The sequence below is a fragment of the Enterococcus sp. DIV1767 genome, from assembly GCF_050542585.1.
Taxonomy (GTDB): Bacteria; Bacillota; Bacilli; order Lactobacillales; family Enterococcaceae; genus Enterococcus_D; species Enterococcus_D innesii.
Genome location: NZ_CP172936.1, coordinates 1,119,184 through 1,133,563 on the forward strand (window position 1 = coordinate 1,119,184; position 14,380 = coordinate 1,133,563).

General features: G+C 42.9%; 15 protein-coding genes and 1 riboswitch. Of the genes, 14 read left to right on the plus strand and 1 reads right to left on the minus strand.

Translation table 11 applies throughout. The features are described from left to right. Positions 1-7: 7 nt before the first annotated feature. The 14 genes from tuf to IGI78_RS05485 all read left to right on the plus strand — a co-directional run bounded on the left by tuf (position 8) and on the right by IGI78_RS05485 (position 14,088). Positions 8-1,195 carry an elongation factor Tu gene (tuf, locus tag IGI78_RS05420; protein ID WP_005237121.1) on the plus strand — a complete coding sequence of 396 codons (1,188 nt, stop codon included), beginning with the start codon at positions 8-10 and terminating at the stop codon, positions 1,193-1,195. Between the two features lie 215 nt (positions 1,196-1,410). Beyond that, entirely contained in the window at positions 1,411-2,040 is a 630-nt protein-coding gene (locus IGI78_RS05425; protein ID WP_077452682.1) for a lysozyme family protein, read from the plus strand. A gap of 157 nt (positions 2,041-2,197) precedes the next feature. After that, a complete protein-coding gene (gene dnaG, locus IGI78_RS05430) occupies positions 2,198-4,033 on the plus strand; it encodes a DNA primase (RefSeq protein ID WP_081118795.1) in 1,836 nt (611 codons plus the stop codon). A gap of 23 nt (positions 4,034-4,056) precedes the next feature. After that, on the plus strand, positions 4,057-5,163 hold the full coding sequence (gene rpoD / locus IGI78_RS05435; RefSeq protein WP_005229298.1) for an RNA polymerase sigma factor RpoD: 1,107 nt from the start codon (positions 4,057-4,059) through the stop codon (positions 5,161-5,163). Positions 5,164-5,472: 309 nt separating this feature from the next. After that, the gene (locus tag IGI78_RS05440; RefSeq protein ID WP_081118794.1) at positions 5,473-7,359 is read left to right on the plus strand and encodes a cell division site-positioning protein MapZ family protein; all 1,887 of its coding nucleotides are present in this window, start codon (positions 5,473-5,475) and stop codon (positions 7,357-7,359) included. A 119-nt stretch (positions 7,360-7,478) separates the two neighbouring features. Beyond that, positions 7,479-8,186, plus strand: a complete 708-nt coding sequence (locus IGI78_RS05445) for an AzlC family ABC transporter permease (protein WP_081118793.1) — start codon at positions 7,479-7,481, stop codon at positions 8,184-8,186. Continuing rightward, on the plus strand, positions 8,179-8,496 hold the full coding sequence (locus IGI78_RS05450) for an AzlD domain-containing protein (RefSeq protein ID WP_081118792.1): 318 nt from the start codon (positions 8,179-8,181) through the stop codon (positions 8,494-8,496). Before IGI78_RS05445 ends, IGI78_RS05450 begins: the two co-directional genes overlap by 8 nt. A gap of 34 nt (positions 8,497-8,530) precedes the next feature. After that, a complete protein-coding gene (locus IGI78_RS05455; protein ID WP_081118791.1) occupies positions 8,531-9,394 on the plus strand; it encodes a CvfB family protein in 864 nt (287 codons plus the stop codon). Positions 9,395-9,503: 109 nt separating this feature from the next. After that, positions 9,504-9,956, plus strand: a complete 453-nt coding sequence (locus IGI78_RS05460) for a Fur family transcriptional regulator (protein WP_005237105.1) — start codon at positions 9,504-9,506, stop codon at positions 9,954-9,956. Between the two features lie 233 nt (positions 9,957-10,189). Then, a complete protein-coding gene (gene xerD, locus IGI78_RS05465; protein ID WP_081118790.1) occupies positions 10,190-11,080 on the plus strand; it encodes a site-specific tyrosine recombinase XerD in 891 nt (296 codons plus the stop codon). A 14-nt stretch (positions 11,081-11,094) separates the two neighbouring features. Further along, a complete protein-coding gene (locus tag IGI78_RS05470) occupies positions 11,095-11,844 on the plus strand; it encodes a segregation/condensation protein A (protein ID WP_005237103.1) in 750 nt (249 codons plus the stop codon). Further along, complete coding sequence (gene scpB, locus IGI78_RS05475; protein ID WP_005229316.1) at positions 11,837-12,421, plus strand: SMC-Scp complex subunit ScpB; 585 nt, start codon at positions 11,837-11,839, stop codon at positions 12,419-12,421. Before IGI78_RS05470 ends, scpB begins: the two co-directional genes overlap by 8 nt. A gap of 2 nt (positions 12,422-12,423) precedes the next feature. Beyond that, positions 12,424-13,140 carry a pseudouridine synthase gene (locus IGI78_RS05480; RefSeq protein ID WP_077452651.1) on the plus strand — a complete coding sequence of 239 codons (717 nt, stop codon included), beginning with the start codon at positions 12,424-12,426 and terminating at the stop codon, positions 13,138-13,140. A gap of 79 nt (positions 13,141-13,219) precedes the next feature. Continuing rightward, positions 13,220-13,344, plus strand: a riboswitch (FMN riboswitch). A gap of 150 nt (positions 13,345-13,494) precedes the next feature. Next, complete coding sequence (locus IGI78_RS05485; protein ID WP_016613081.1) at positions 13,495-14,088, plus strand: ECF transporter S component; 594 nt, start codon at positions 13,495-13,497, stop codon at positions 14,086-14,088. A gap of 57 nt (positions 14,089-14,145) precedes the next feature. Here IGI78_RS05485 and IGI78_RS05490 read toward each other — a convergent pair whose 3' ends face one another. Continuing rightward, entirely contained in the window at positions 14,146-14,361 is a 216-nt protein-coding gene (locus IGI78_RS05490) for a ferredoxin (RefSeq protein WP_077452650.1), read from the minus strand. Positions 14,362-14,380: the final 19 nt, after the last annotated feature.

Here is a 14,380-nt window from a genome sequence, read left to right on the forward strand (position 1 = left end):
AAACAATATGGCAAAACAACATTATGATCGTAGCAAACCCCATGTCAACATCGGAACAATTGGACACGTTGACCATGGGAAAACAACCTTGACTGCTGCTATTACCACAGTTCTTGGGAAAAAAGGGCTTGCCAATCCGCAAGATTACGCAAGTATCGACGCGGCTCCTGAGGAACGCGAACGTGGTATCACTATCAATACTGCCCATGTAGAATATGAAACAGAAAAACGGCACTATGCCCATATCGATGCACCAGGACATGCGGACTATGTGAAAAATATGATTACAGGGGCTGCCCAAATGGACGGCGCAATCTTGGTCGTATCAGCGACAGATGGCCCAATGCCACAAACACGGGAACATATTTTGCTTTCTCGTCAAGTAGGTGTGAAACATTTGATCGTCTTTTTGAATAAAACGGACCTTGTCGATGATGATGAGTTGATCGATTTAGTTGAAATGGAAGTCAGAGAATTGCTGACTGAATATGATTTTCCAGGGGATGACATTCCTGTGATCAAAGGCTCTGCTTTAAAAGCCTTGGAAGGTGATCCAGAAGCAGAAGCAGCGATCTTAACGCTGATGGATACGGTAGATGAATATATCCCAACACCTGAACGAGATACTGACAAACCATTATTGTTGCCGATCGAAGATGTCTTTTCAATTACTGGACGGGGAACCGTTGCTTCTGGTCGGATTGATCGCGGAACAGTAAAAGTCGGTGATGAAGTAGAAATCGTCGGAATCAAACCTGAAACACAAAAAGCAGTCGTGACAGGAGTAGAAATGTTCCGTAAAACGATGGACTTTGGCGAAGCTGGTGATAATGTAGGGGTATTATTACGGGGAATCACCCGTGATGAAATTGAACGGGGACAAGTGTTAGCAAAACCAGGTTCCATCACACCACATACGAAATTCCAAGCAGAAGTCTATGTGTTGACAAAGGAAGAAGGCGGTCGCCATACCCCATTCTTTAATAACTATCGCCCACAATTTTACTTCCGTACAACGGACGTAACTGGGAATATCGTTTTACCAGAAGGAACGGAAATGGTTATGCCTGGTGACAACGTAACGATCGATGTGGAATTGATCCATCCAATCGCTGTGGAAAATGGAACGACCTTCTCCATTCGTGAAGGTGGACGAACAGTTGGTTCTGGTATCGTGACCACGATCGAAAAATAAAAATCAGTGAAACAGTGCTTCCTTTATCTGAAGGAGCACTGTTTCCTTTTTCATGTCAAACCATCAACAATCCCTCCATCAGCTTAGGATTGCTTGTTTTTTTCTAAATAATCTTGTGATTTTATTAAGGATTTTTTAGGAGAGAAAAAATTCTAGTCAGCCTGTTCATTTCATAGTACGATAGATTCTGACTTAGAAAAGATGGGATGTATTTGATGAGAAAAATTCGACGTTTCCTAGGATTTGTACTGAAGCTTGCGCTCTTGCTGCTGCTGATCGGAGCAGGGGTTTGGGGCTATCGAAATTACACGGCATTGAAAGCTGTCTATGCGTATGAAGAGGAAATCGCACAGCAGACACAAGCCCACGACATCTCTGAATATCAGTCTTTAGCAATGAGTATCATGCTGACGGAGTCAAAAGGACAAGGCAATGACCCGATGCAAAGTTCTGAAAGTGTATATGGAAAACAAAATCAATTTGATACGCCAGAACAAAGCATCGAACAAGGGGTTTCTTATTTAGCCGAGTTGATCGAAAAAGCAGAGCAAATGAATTGTGATCTTTGGACCGCGGTCCAGGCTTATAATTTTGGGACAGATTATATTGATTATGTCGCTGAACGGGGTGGCGTGAACACCTTAGAATTAGCAGAAACATACTCCCGAGAGGTTTTATCCCCGTTGTTAGGCAATGATACAGAACAAACCTATCGTTATTGGGGCATCCAATCGGTCTTTTATAATGGCGGTCATTTGTATCACAATGGCGGCAATATGTTCTATGCGGATCTAATAAAAATGAACCGGTGGAAAATCGACGTTACGGCGCGGTTTTTTTCTTGATCGTCAAGAAACAACGCAAGCAAAAAAGCTTGAAATACAAATAGAATATGGTAAAATCATTATGAGTGATTCTGTCTAATTATTCTTCGCACTGATACCTATTAGTGCGTTTTTTTACCTAGTAAACGATGAATACTTACCAAATGGAGGTGAGTGGATGGCACGAATTCCTCAAACGATCATTGACGATATTCGCGAACGCAGCAATATTGTTGATATCGTGGGACAGTATGTCCAGTTAAAGAAATCCGGAAAGAATTATTTTGGTTTGTGTCCCTTTCATAATGAAAAATCACCTTCTTTTTCCGTTGCAGAAGACAAACAAATTTTTCATTGTTTTGGTTGTGGTCGTGGGGGAAATGTTTACGGTTTTTTACAAGAGCTTGAAGGCATCAGTTTTCCTGAAGCAGTCGTCAAAGTAGCAGAAATGAACGATATTCCTCTTGATCCGCAATATCAACAGTCAGAAGGTATCAATGAGGCGACCTCACAAACGAGTCAACTGATTGCGCTGCATGAAAAAGCCGCCGAGGTCTATCATCACATGTTGGTGAATACGGCTGCTGGACAAGAAGCGCTTGATTATTTGTTGGATCGCGGATTGACGATGGCATTGATTGAAGAATTCAATATTGGTTTTGCGCCGAACGAACGCTCGTTTTTGGAGAAAGTCTTTTTGAATGAACAAGCCAAAGCTGAATTTTTTCCTGATACAGGGCTCTTTGTTCAACGAAACGATGGTTCATTGGCGGATCGCTTTTACCAACGAATCATGTTTCCGATTCGTAATCCTCAAGGAAAAACGATTGGTTTTTCTGGTCGTTGGCTGGCAAGCGAAAAAGTTGGTGATCAAGACCAGCCGAAATATTTAAATAGTCCTGAAACGATCCTTTTCAACAAGCGCGAGGTTCTCTTCAACTTTGACAAAGCACGCCGTGCGATGCGCAAAGATGGCCAAGTGTATTTATTTGAAGGATTTATGGACGTGATCGCCGCTTGGCAGGCAGGAATCGAACATGGGATCGCCTCAATGGGAACCAGCTTAACCAATCAGCAGATCGCCCATATCGAACGAGTGGCACAAGAAGTGATTCTTTGTTACGATGGAGATAGTGCAGGGGTTGAAGCAACGAACCGCGGGATCGATCTTTTGCAAAACAATAGCCGTTTGAAACTATCGGTGGTTCGAGTACCGGAACGGATGGACCCAGATGAGTATTTGCGCAAATATGGGACAGAAGCTTTTTATAAATTAGCTGTCCACGGCAAAGAAACGGTTTTTGCATTCAAAATGGATTATCATCGGACGAATCGCAATTTAGCCAATGAGAAAGAACAATTGGACTATGTCCAAGTTGTGTTAAATGAATTGCAGCGTGTGGATTCTTTGTTGGAGCAAGACCGTTATTTGACCCAGCTGTCTACAGAGTTCAATTTGAGTCGTGAAACCCTGCAGCAGCAACTCAAGCAAAATCGGCAAGAACAGCGACCGATGCAAGATGCAGCGCCACCACCGCCAGCAGATAATCCTGTGGTCTTTATGCCGCCAACGCGGCAGCAGCCCAAAACACAGGTAGAAAAAGCACAAGAATTATTATTGTACCGTTTGTTTCATGACAGTACATTAAATCATCGCTTTCGAGCGAGTGGCATATCCTTTATCCATGATCGTTACCAACAGCTTTATCTGCTGTTTGATGCGTATATGGAAACAGAAGAACACTTTGTTTTAGCAAAGTTCTTAGATTTTTTAAAAGAAGATTCAATGAAAAAAATGGTGATCGATATTGCAGATCTTAAAGCTTCTGAGGAAGGGACTGAACAAGAATTTCAGGACATTCTGCAGGTCTTTCAAAAGTCGGGCATTGCTGAAGAAATCAATCAAAAACGAATCCAGCAGCAAGAAGCAAGACAAAAAGGAAACCAGCAATTAGAACTTGAACTAGCGATCGAAATCATTGATTTGACCAAACGGTTGAAACAAGCTAAATAGCGAACTGAAAGGGGCTTTCTTTCATGGCAGAAGAAACAAAAAAAACGTATGACAAAGCAGTTGCCGAATACATCCGAGAAAACAAAACAAAGGGGCAAGTTGTTTACGATGACATTACGAATCGTTTAGCAACGCCGTATACTTTGGATGCTGATGCAATGGACAAACTAATTCAAAAACTGGAGGATTCAGGCATCAGTGTCGTGGATGAAAACGGAGAGCCTTCAGTCCATAGTTTAAAGAGTAATGAAAAACGACAAGAAACCCAACCTCAAGAAGATCTGTCTGCACCGACTGGTGTGAAAATCAATGATCCCGTTCGGATGTACTTGAAAGAAATCGGTCGGGTGCCACTATTGACCGCAGAAGAAGAAGTGGCTCTTGCACTGAAAATCGAAGAAGGCGACCAAGAAGCAAAACAGCGTTTGGCAGAAGCCAACCTACGTTTGGTCGTTAGTATTGCCAAACGTTATGTAGGTCGAGGAATGCAATTCCTTGATTTGATCCAAGAAGGAAACATGGGTTTGATGAAAGCCGTTGAGAAATTCGACTACCGCAAAGGGTTCAAATTCTCGACGTATGCGACCTGGTGGATCCGTCAAGCAATCACCCGTGCCATCGCTGACCAAGCCCGCACCATTCGGATCCCAGTGCATATGGTAGAAACCATCAACAAATTGATTCGTATCCAACGGCAATTATTGCAAGACTTAGGACGCGAACCGACACCGGAAGAAATCGGTGCAGAAATGGATCTGCCGACAGAAAAAGTTCGTGAAATCTTGAAGATCGCTCAAGAACCTGTTTCATTAGAAACACCGATCGGTGAAGAAGATGATTCTCATCTAGGTGATTTTATTGAAGACCAAGATGCCACAAGTCCAGCAGAGCATGCGGCTTATGAGCTTTTGAAAGAACAATTAGAAGATGTACTGGATACCTTGACTGACCGTGAAGAAAACGTGCTACGCTTGCGTTTCGGAATCGATGATGGTCGTACTCGGACATTAGAAGAAGTCGGCAAAGTCTTTGGGGTAACGAGAGAACGGATTCGTCAGATCGAAGCAAAAGCGTTACGGAAACTACGCCATCCATCTCGTTCAAAACAATTGAAAGATTTCTTAGAATAATCAAGGTTTATCGACTTTCCAAAGGTCCTCTTTGGAAAGTCTTTTTTGTTCTCGTTCTGTCATCTCTTCACAGGATCAGTAAAGAACTTAATAAAAACGTAACCAAGCAAGTGTTGGCTAATTGCTTAGAATGTGATAAATTTAATTTTGTGCATCTGCATAATTGAGTAATTAAAAAGAAATGCGAAGAAGACTTATTATTTGTCGGTCTTTGAAATAGGGAGCAGTGGGCGCATCAAGCGTTTGATCTGGTAGGTTACTGCTCCATAAAAAGGAATTGCAAAAAACAAAAGGAGTCAGTTTGAATCAATGAAGAAGACATGTCCTGAATGTGGATTTCAAGCAATAGAAGAAACATCTGTTTGTCCCAATTGCGGGTTTCAATGGAAGGAAGCAAAGGAGAACCAACAGGAACCAGCATCTGACTCTTCCGTTACGCCAGAAGAGCTACAAAATAAAAACGATGATATTCGCTGGTCTGACTTTAAAAATGTTCCGATCGGAAAAATGGAGGAGCATTTAGGTGATCGGCCGTCCTTGAATGAAGAAACGATCGACCTTGCGCAGCAGGAGGCCCTTCCCGATGAGCAAAAAGTAGCACTTGAATCAGAGTCCAAAAAAGAACCAGAAACGGCGGAAAACTCTGGGTCTAAAGAAGACCAAACAACATCAGCCAGCGAAGAAGTAAATGAGACCGATGCATTAAATACGGATGATCAGCATGACTCTGAGATTTTGGCTGCTTATATCCGGCAGCACAAACTTGATGAAGAAGCCAAGGCAGCTGCAGCTTTGGAAGCAGAAGAAACCGCTGTTGATCTATCCTCTGCTGAAGCAGAAAGTCAGGTGCAAGCCAGCGAGGAATCTCTGCCGGCAAGTGAAGAGGAAGCAGTGATGGAGCCAGTTATTGAAGAAGCTGGGAAGCAGCCAGAGCCAGTCATCGATCCAATTCCTGAACCAATCACCATAGCGGAGGAAACACCGCAAAAGGCGACTGCTGAAGAAAAAACACCTGTTTCTACCGAAAACAAGAAGAGCCCTCGTAAAGCACTCTACATTACAGCGGCTTGTCTATTAGTGGCAGCAGGTGGTGGTTGGGCGTATTACTATCAACAACAGCAACAAGAAACTGCCCGACAAACGCAACTGGCACAAGAGAACCGCACGTTAGATCAGATCGAAAATGAGCTGAATGATTTTTATACAGATGATGAGCGTGTGTTCATTAAAAGCGACAAAACAGCAGAACAGTTGGCGGCTGTGACGAATCAGTTGGCAGATTTTCAAGACCACGAACGATACGATGCCTTGTCACAAGAAGCAGAGACGATCGCTGACAAAGTAGCGGCTTTAACAGAGATCAACAGCTATTTCAGCAGTCCTGCCGTTGTGGGGGATCAGTTGGAAGAAGTCCCCTTGAAAGAAGCTGCTGCTGTCACAATGGCGAAGCGTGAGAACGGGGATGCCTTTGATGAGTTGATCAATCAAGCCATCGACATGGGACAAAAAGAGTTCAGCGCGATCGAGGAAGTTCAAAATGCAGTGAAGAGCATGGTGGCTTTAAGTGGTGATGGGGAAGCTCCGGCAAGTGTCACCCGCGAGAACTACAATGCTTTAATGAAAAAAGTCCAAGCATTGTCAATCGATTCATTGGTGGAAAGTCTTACGACTGAACTTCGTAAAGTCGATACTGCCTTGACGAAGCGTGAAACAGCTACCCAACAAGCAGCGGCGCAACAACAAGCCGAACAAGCAGCACAAGCAGCGGCTTCTGAGAACAATTCTTCAGCTTCGAGCGGTGGTTCTTCAAGCGCTGCGGCACCAGCGCAAAGTACTTCTGAAGAAGAGTATGTCCTTTCGCCAAATACGCCAACAAATACTAACAATCAACCAATCATTCCAGCTCGTCAAAGTGATTTGGATGATGTGAACAATAGTGCTTGGGTGTGGGCGGATGGCGTCCAAGAAAAAATCATCGCCACAGCGATTGCCCGTGGTTATGTGGTGGAAGGCGGCTATACTTTTGAACGTGTGCGAATCGTCAATGGTGAAGGCTATTACAATTTTTATGCGACAAATGCCCAAGGTAGCTTGCTCAAAGGAACGGACGATTCAGCCTTCCCGCTATACTTATTTACGGTAAACGCCAAAACCGGCTATTTCAGAGGCAATGGGAACGATCACACCGTTCGCTAAATCCCCTGAGTCACTAGCAAACTTTCAGAGTAATTACATGCACATGTGAAAAACTCTTGTTTCCCCTCCCTGTTTTCGATATGATGAAAGATAATCGTTCAAACAAGGAGGGGTTTTTTGTGCAGAAAATGGAAAGATATGATCGGTTTGAAGATGGAGTCATTGCTTGTGTACCAACGATTCTTGGGTATCTGGGCATTGGTTTTGCGATGGGGGTTGTGGGAAAAGGCGTTGGGTTGTCTATTTTAGAAATTATTTTAATGTCTATTATTGTCTATGCTGGCAGTGCCCAATTTATCATTTGCGCGTTACTAGCGATTCAAGCACCCTTCATGACGATCGTCGCAACAGTTTTTTTAGTGAATTTACGACACTTTTTGATGAGCTTGTCAGTAGCTTCCTATTTTAAAAAGACACCTTTGCTTTCTGCTATTGGGATTGGGACGCTTTTGACCGATGAATCTTATGGTGTTTTGACGACAGCACTGCAACAAGACAAACCAATCACAGCGAAATGGACCCATGGGTTGAACGTGATGGCTTATTTGAGTTGGATCTTCGCAACCTTCTTAGGCGGATTATTAGGCTCGTTTATTCCAGATCCGGAAGCGTTAGGCTTAGATTTTGCCTTGGTAGCCATGTTTGTTGGTCTTTTTTTATTTCAAGTAGAGCGACCGCTTAAGAAGAAAACCCAGCAAACCCTCTTAGTACTAGGGGCAGTTGTGGGGACATTGATTTTATTTATGCGTTTTTCGACAGCTGAGATTGCGGTAATTGCGGCGACCTTGGCAGGTTGTTTGGTTGGGACGGTGACACATCATGACTAATTTTGTTATACTAATGCTAGCATGTGGGTTGGTTACATGGATTCCGCGGATCGTTCCTTTTTTATTTTCTAAAAAGCTGGTCTTTCCGAAGTCCTTCACCATCTTTTTGAGTTATTTACCTTTGTGTATTTTGGCGGCATTGTTGGTGCAAAATTTGTTGATCTTTCGTGAAGGGCAATTTCCCCTCTTGAAAGTCAAAGAAGCTGTTGCCTGTATCCCAGCATTGTTGGTGGGGTATTATACCAAAGATTTGATGAAGATCGTTATTACAGGCGTTATTGCTATGGCACTGCTGCGTTTCTTTGTATAGCAACTGGCAGTTTTTATGAAGAAGGAGAGAATAGATGAAAGACTTATTAGCATCCGTATTTAGCGGATTGATCATTGATGAAAATGAACAAAATTATTTTGTTCAAAAAGGCGGGGTTACCTTCCGACTAGCCAAGGAAGAAGGCGAGCATCATTTAGGTGAAGCAGTCGAAGGGTTTGGCTATCAAAATCAAAAGCAAGAAAATGTGCTCACTACGAACATTCCGAAAAGCCGCAAAGGGCATTATGCCTTTGGTACAGTCACAGGAAGCCGTCGCGACTTAGGCGTTTTCGTCGATATCGGTTTAAAAGACAAAGATATGGTGGTTTCATTAGATGAATTGCCAACGATGCGGGAACTTTGGCCTAAAAAAGGCGACCGCTTGATGGTCAGCTTGCGGGTCGATGACAAAGAGCGCATTTGGGCTTCATTAGCAGATGAGAAAATTTTTAAGGCATTGAGCAAAAATGGTACGGAGCAAATGAAGAATCAAGATGTTACAGGTACCGTGTACCGTTTGAAGTTAGCGGGTACTTACTTGCTGACGGATGATTTTTATATTGGCTTCGTCCATCCATCAGAACGGTATCAAGAGCCGCGCCTTGGGGAAGTGGTCAAAGGGCGAGTGATTGGGATTCGTCCAGATGGTGTCTTGAACCTTTCATTGAAACCAAGAGCCCACGAAGCGATCTCAAATGATGCCGCCATGGTTCTAACCTTTTTAGAACGAGCACATGAGAACAAAATTCCTTTCACCGACAAATCAGCACCGGAAGAGATTTTACAAACATTTGGTATTAGTAAAGGCCAATTTAAACGGGCATTAGGAACCTTGATGAAACAGCGTTTGATTGAGCAAAAAGACGGCTTTACGATTCTTATCAAAAAACCTAATTGAGAATACTTGTTTCTTTTATCGTTCTAATTTATAATGATTACAATGTTTGTCTTGAGTGATTCTCACTCAGATTAGAATCGTTATAAATTAACGGCATACGGAGGCAACTATGAACACAACAGCAGCGTTAAAAAAGACCAAGAAACAATTGCACGAGTCGGGGTTTAAATTAACTCCTCAGCGAGAAGCGACGTTATTGGTCTTATTAGAAAATGAGAAAGACCATTTATCCGCCGAAGAGATTTTCTTTTTTGTGCGAAAAAAAAATTCTGAGATTGGCTTGGCAACCGTCTATCGAACGTTGGAGATCTTAACGGATTTGAAAATCGTCGATAAAGTCAGCTTTAATGACGGTGTCGCTCGCTATGATCTACGCAAAGAAGGTGCCAAACACTTTCATCATCACTTGTTGTGTTTGGAATGCGGCAATATTGAAGAGGTTGAAGAGGATTTGCTGGGCAGTGTCGAAGAGATCGTTGAACAAAAGTACCATTTTTTAGTAAAGGATCATCGGTTGACATTTCATGGTGTCTGCCAAAAATGCCAAAGCAAAGCCGAGTAATTGTACTTTGGCAATTTTAAATAAACGTTTGTTATCACCCGAATGATAGTCAGATGGTTTCCAATAGGAAGAGCGCTATTTTTTCCAATTTGAAAGAAACCGAAAAATCTGCTATGATTCGGGTGTTTCCTTGGGCAAACGATATGGGTAGGTGCCTCTTTTTTATTGGCAAGCTACTATCTTAACGAGCCAGAATTTGATATGATAAAAAAGCTGAAAGTAGAGGGAGCCCCATGAACGAACAAATCATTGATTATCTTCATTATTTGACCATTGAGCGCGGGCTATCCCAAAATACCCGTGCCAGCTACCAACGAGATCTGCAACAGTATCTTGCGTTTTTACAAAAAAAACAAGTCACTCAGTGGCAGCAGATCGACCGAGTAATCGTTTTGTCTTTTTTGCAAAGTCTGCAAGAAGCGGGAAAATCCTCGGCGACCGTGATTCGGATGGTCTCTAGTTTGCGAAGATTCCATCAATTTTTGCGTCAAGAACGGTTTACCGATCATGATCCAATGCAGCATATTGATTCACCGAAAAAACAGCAGAAGCTGCCTGATACCTTGAGTTTACAAGAAGTGGAGCGGTTGATCGAAACACCGGATACGCGAGCGGTGTTGGGCGTCCGTGACCGAGCGATTTTGGAAGTGATGTATGCAACGGGCTTACGTGTCAGCGAGTTGATCGGTTTGAAATTAAACGATTTGCATTTAAGTATGGGGTTGCTGCAAACAACCGGGAAAGGCGACAAAGAACGGATCGTTCCATTAGGGGATCTAGCGATTCAATGGATCGAAACCTATCTCAGCGATGCGCGTCCATATTTGACGAGAAAAACGCCAGATGAAAGCCATCTGTTTGTGAACAACCACGGCACGCAACTGTCTCGTCAAGGGATCTGGAAAAATTTAAAGGCCTTGGTTCGACAAGCTGGGATCACCAAGAATGTGACTCCCCATACGTTGCGCCATAGTTTTGCGACCCATCTATTAGAAAACGGGGCAGATCTGCGAACGGTTCAAGAGTTACTAGGACACGCAGATATCTCGACTACTCAGATTTACACGCATATAACGAAGAAACGGATGACGGAAGTGTACAAGCAGCACTTTCCGCGCGCCTAGAAATCGAGGATGGAATGGAAGAAATCAAAATAAAATTGGCTGTCTTTGAAGGACCGCTGGATTTGCTGCTTCATTTGATCAAAAAACTGGAGATCGATGTTTATGATATTCCAGTTGCTACCATCACCGAACAATACATGCAGTACATCCATGCCATGAAAATTTTAGAATTAGAAGTCGCTGGAGAATATTTAGTTATGGCGGCGACTTTGATGGCGATCAAAAGCCAGATGCTATTGCCTAAACAAGAATTGATTGCTGAAGTCGAAGAGTACGAAGAAGATCCGCGGGATATGCTGGTGGCACAACTGCTAGAATACCGGAAATTTAAGTACGCAGCCGAACAGCTTTCAGAAAAAGCGGAAGAGCGCAGTTTGTATTACACGAAAGATCCAATGGATGTCGATGAATACAAAGAGGAAGAAGATCAATTAAGAGCCAATCAATTCAACACGATCGATCTCTTTTTGGCTTTTCAAAAAATGGTCGAGAAAAAGAAAAATCGCCAAGTACTAGAAACCAAGATTTCTCCTGATGAAAGCACCATCGATGAAAAGATGGCGGCGATTCAGTTGGAGATGCAGCATGTCAGTGCCAAAAAAGGCCGCAGCTTCGATTCGTTTTTTACCTCTTACAATAAAACAGAAGTTGTGGTAACCTTTATGGCACTATTAGAATTAATGAAAAAAGGAACGATTCGAGTAGAGCAAACAGACAATTATGCGTCGATTCTGCTCTATCCAACAGGTAAAGAAGATGAGTAAATATAGTGAATTAGAAGCGATCTTATTCGTCGTCGGTGATGAGGGGATCGGACTTGAAGAACTAAGTTATTTAGTCAAAAGTAATACTGCCAGTGTCTATCAGCATTTGCAGGAATTAAATCAGCAATATGAAGAAAATGAACATACTGCGTTGCACATTCTAGAAGTCGGCAATCATTTTATCTTAACCACTAAGAAACAATTTGCCCCTTTATTGAAGAAATATGCCGAATCACCGATGGGCAGTTCATTGTCGCAAGCGGCTTTGGAAACTTTGTCGATCATTGCTTACAAGCAACCGATCACTCGGATGGAAGTAGAAGAGATTCGCGGCGTCCAATCCAGCGGCTCGGTTCAAAAACTGGTGGCAAAACGGCTGATTGAAGAAAAGGGCCGCGTGGACGGACCAGGACGAGCGATCTTATACGGTACGACGGAATACTTTATGGATTATTTTGGCTTAAAAAGTTTGGCTGAATTGCCTGACATCCAATCAATGGAAGATGAACTTGAAGAAGATGCACCGTTTGATCTTTTTTACGACCGCTACAAACAAGCAGAAACAGAAGGAGAATGAAGATGGAACGTTTGCAAAAAGTGATTGCCCATGCCGGCATCACCTCAAGAAGAAAAGCTGAAGGATTGATAACCGAAGGCCGAGTGCGAGTTAATGGACAAGTAATCAAAGAATTAGGGGTCCAAGTCAGTTCAAAAGACGTCGTTGAAGTCGATGGCATACCGATCGAACAAGAACAACACGTCTATTATTTGTTCTACAAACCTCGTGGCGTGATTTCAGCTGTTACGGATGATAAAAAGCGCAAAGTCGTTTTGGATTATTTTGCTGAAGTGCCTGAACGAGTGTATCCAGTCGGACGCTTGGACTATGATACCTCCGGTTTACTGCTCCTGACAAATGATGGGGAATTATCACAGACACTGATGCATCCAAAACACGAAGTCGACAAAGTGTATGTTGCCAAGGTCAAAGGCATTGCGGATAAAAAGCAGCTGCTCCCATTGACAAAAGGGATTCGGATCGAAGGCCGTAAGACGGCACCTGCTCGCTTTGAAATCTTATCGACAGACCAAACAGCGCAATCTAGTATTGTGCAATTGACGATCCACGAAGGTCGCAACCATCAAGTCAAAAACATGCTAAAAGCAGTTGGTTTGCCTGTGCAAAAACTAAAACGGGAAAACTATGGTCCGTTAGATCTGAAAGGACTTCGTCCAGGGGAATACCGAGAATTGTCGAAGAAAGAAGTCAGCCAGCTGAAAAATAGTGCAAAATAGTTGAAAAGTATCTGAAAACGTAACTATTGTTAATTTTTAGATTTTGTGTATAATAGAACATGTAATAAATAGAATAAAGGTTCGTCTTCAGGGGCAGGGTGCAATTCCCGACCGGTGGTTATAGTCCACGACCTATTTCTTCGGAAATAGCTGAATCGGTGAAATTCCGATACCGACAGTACAGTCTGGATAAAGAAGATAGAGCGTATTTGATTTGCTTATGGCTATTTCGAATGCCCTCTTTTTTCCCTGTGGAAAAAAGAGGGCATTTTTTGTCTGGCGCCGACAAGAAAGCCGAGGAAATTTAATAGGTTCGTTTGAAGAGGAATCCTGAACTTAGGAGGATTTATACTGATGAACAACAAAACAAGAAAAATGGTGACAATCGCCATGTGTGCTGCTATGGGAACAATTTTGCAATTTATCGCTTTTCCAATTTTTCCGGCATTCAGCTTTCTAAAGATCGATTTTAGTGATATTCCCGTGATGATCATGATGTTTTTATTTGGTCCTTGGAGTGGGGTAGTGACTGCCTTCATTCGTTCGGTCCTACATTTGTTCTTATCTGGTTTTTCACCTGCTGATATGGTGGGGGATACGGCAAGCTTTTTAGCATCATGTGCCTTTACTTTACCAATGTACTACTTTTTCCGCAAAGGTATCCACACCAAAAACAAAATGGTTGGTGTCATCAGCGGTATCTTGTCGGTAACGATTTTTATGAGTGTGGCGAACCTATTTGTGATCACACCGCTTTACCTACGCTTTTTCGGGGTCACAGCCGATCAATTTTTAGGAATGTCTTTGCCGCAATATGTGGCGATCGGGATCTTACCTTTTAATTTGGTTAAAGGCGCAATCGTCAGTGCCGTCTTTTTAGCACTACATGCCAAACTGCTGCCATGGTTGGCTCGTAAGCAGCCCCATCATTCTGCTATAGGAAAATAAAAAATGAGCCGACTTGCTGTTGCAGACGAAAGGTCTGTCAATGGCAGGTCGGCTTTTTTATTTTTCCATGATAATCGCACGGGTAGGGCATTTGCGATAAGCAGTTTTGACTTTTTCTTGTTGTTCTTCTATGATAAACTGTTGCCGAGCACTCGGTTCTTGGGCAAATAAAACGATCCCATCTTCATCATAATCGAAGATCTCGGGGGCATAGATCGCACATAGGCCACAAGCAATGCAGCGCTCAGGAACAATTTTACAGCGTTGTGACATTTTTTAGTCCTTTCTGGAG

Excerpts from the sequence above, each read along its gene's own strand:
- rpoD (WP_005229298.1), top strand. The coding sequence starts at position 4,057 with ATGGCAGAAGAAACAAAAAAAACGTATGACAAAGCAGTTGCCGAATAC.
- IGI78_RS05480 (WP_077452651.1), top strand. The coding sequence starts at position 12,424 with ATGGAACGTTTGCAAAAAGTGATTGCCCATGCCGGCATCACCTCAAGA.
- IGI78_RS05425 (WP_077452682.1), top strand. The coding sequence starts at position 1,411 with ATGAGAAAAATTCGACGTTTCCTAGGATTTGTACTGAAGCTTGCGCTC.
- xerD (WP_081118790.1), top strand. The coding sequence starts at position 10,190 with ATGAACGAACAAATCATTGATTATCTTCATTATTTGACCATTGAGCGC.
- IGI78_RS05470 (WP_005237103.1), top strand. The coding sequence starts at position 11,095 with ATGGAAGAAATCAAAATAAAATTGGCTGTCTTTGAAGGACCGCTGGAT.
- IGI78_RS05460 (WP_005237105.1), top strand. The coding sequence starts at position 9,504 with ATGAACACAACAGCAGCGTTAAAAAAGACCAAGAAACAATTGCACGAG.
- IGI78_RS05485 (WP_016613081.1), top strand. The coding sequence starts at position 13,495 with ATGAACAACAAAACAAGAAAAATGGTGACAATCGCCATGTGTGCTGCT.
- IGI78_RS05490 (WP_077452650.1), bottom strand. The coding sequence starts at position 14,361 with ATGTCACAACGCTGTAAAATTGTTCCTGAGCGCTGCATTGCTTGTGGC.
- dnaG (WP_081118795.1), top strand. The coding sequence starts at position 2,198 with ATGGCACGAATTCCTCAAACGATCATTGACGATATTCGCGAACGCAGC.
- IGI78_RS05455 (WP_081118791.1), top strand. The coding sequence starts at position 8,531 with ATGAAAGACTTATTAGCATCCGTATTTAGCGGATTGATCATTGATGAA.
- IGI78_RS05440 (WP_081118794.1), top strand. The coding sequence starts at position 5,473 with ATGAAGAAGACATGTCCTGAATGTGGATTTCAAGCAATAGAAGAAACA.
- scpB (WP_005229316.1), top strand. The coding sequence starts at position 11,837 with ATGAGTAAATATAGTGAATTAGAAGCGATCTTATTCGTCGTCGGTGAT.
- tuf (WP_005237121.1), top strand. The coding sequence starts at position 8 with ATGGCAAAACAACATTATGATCGTAGCAAACCCCATGTCAACATCGGA.
- IGI78_RS05450 (WP_081118792.1), top strand. The coding sequence starts at position 8,179 with ATGACTAATTTTGTTATACTAATGCTAGCATGTGGGTTGGTTACATGG.